1 protein-coding gene is annotated in these 1,505 nt (G+C 57.4%); it reads right to left on the bottom strand.

The annotated features are described in order from the left end of the window. A partial coding sequence (locus tag EOM25_14880; protein ID NCC26462.1) for a GGDEF domain-containing protein occupies positions 1–1,230 on the bottom strand: 1,230 nt, incomplete at its 3' end. Positions 1,231–1,505 lie beyond the last annotated feature (275 nt).

Below are 1,505 nucleotides of genomic sequence, written 5' to 3'. Positions count from 1 at the left end.
CATTTTTCCGGCCGCCCCGTCTTCGGCAAGCACCAAACGGTTGCGTCCCTGAGATTTGGCCTTGTACAGGGCCTCGTCCGCCGCGCCGATCAATGACTGAATGTTGCTCTCGTCCGAGGGGGTTACACATGCCGCTCCCAGGCTCACAGTCAACGTCCCATTGAGGCCGACGGCATTTGGAATGCCTAGCCGTTCGACGGACTCGCGGACGATCTCCCCGACATTGGCTACCCCTGCGATATCTGTATTCGGAAGAATCATCAAAATCTCCTCGCCGCCGTAGCGAGCGGCCAGATCGCCACCTCGGCGGGCCATGCTCCGAAAAATTTCGCTAACGGTCCGGAGGCACTCGTCCCCGGCCTGATGCCCGTAGGTGTCATTGAAGGGCTTAAAGAAGTCGACGTCAGCCATGAGCACTCCGAGCGGCTTTTGGTAGCGCTTGCACCGGCTCCATTCCTCCCGAAGAACCTTGTCCATGAGCCGACGGGTGGCCAGGCCCGTCAACTGGTCGGTATGGGACAGACGTTCGATCTGTCTGTGGGCCAGAACTTCCTTGACCTTGAAGTTGAACGTGACCCTGGAAACAATAAGGGCGACGAGGGTCATGACCGTAAGATGAATGAGGTTTGCGGCCATGATCGCCTCGTCAGGCTGGAAGTGAATTTGGGAGACAAAGGCAACGGCCCATGCGAAACTGAAAATTCCGACAGCCATGGGCCATGTCAGAAAAGTGAACGAGGCGACGGCGAAAACCCCGATGAGATACGGTGCGATCAACGGTCTGAGAGCTTGAAAAATTCCGGTGTGCAGGGCCAGCCCGCCCAGGAGCAGAAGAAGAAAGAGATATCCGAAGATTTTTTGCGTGCGACAAGGCACTTCGGAGGAGGCGCTGCGACTGAGAACCAGATATGAGAAGGCGGCAGCGAACATCGCGATCCTCAGCACTTGAATTTGATTACCAACCCCTTCACGGGCGACCATGGCGTCGATTTTCGGCATGAGCACGGAGAGTATCGCAAAGGTCCCGATGCTGATGACGACCGTCAACCAGGCAAGGACCCGGATGCGGGCCAGATTGTAGGCGAACAAGGCCTTTTCGACGTTTTCACGATCTTCCGGCTGGATGGCGGGCGACCAGCGTCGTAACAACCTGCCGAGAAATTTGGGCATCAGAACTCCTGCCGTAACTTCAAAACACTTCAGAGCCCCAGGATCTGCAGCCGGGAGCATTTCCTTTCCACATCTCAAAAATCGATCTTCCCGCTTCTCCTTTGCCTGGCCAGATTCAAGAGGTATTCGTCCATGCCCTCGGCGACTTCGGGACGAACGGCGTTGATGGCACCCTCGCGGTCGGCAGCAGTGACAAAGACGATTCTTTCATTCGCCGCCACGCCCTTGAGGATTGCACGAGCGGATTCCTCCGGTGTTATGGCGGATTCCGGGGCACCTCCGATCGCATCCCAGATGGGGGTGGCCACTGTCCCGGGGATGACCGTGGAGAGACG

It is taken from the genome of Deltaproteobacteria bacterium, assembly GCA_009929795.1.
Classification (GTDB): domain Bacteria; phylum Desulfobacterota; class Desulfovibrionia; order Desulfovibrionales; family Desulfomicrobiaceae; genus RZZR01.
This window is presented reverse-complemented; position numbering and strand designations above follow the sequence as displayed.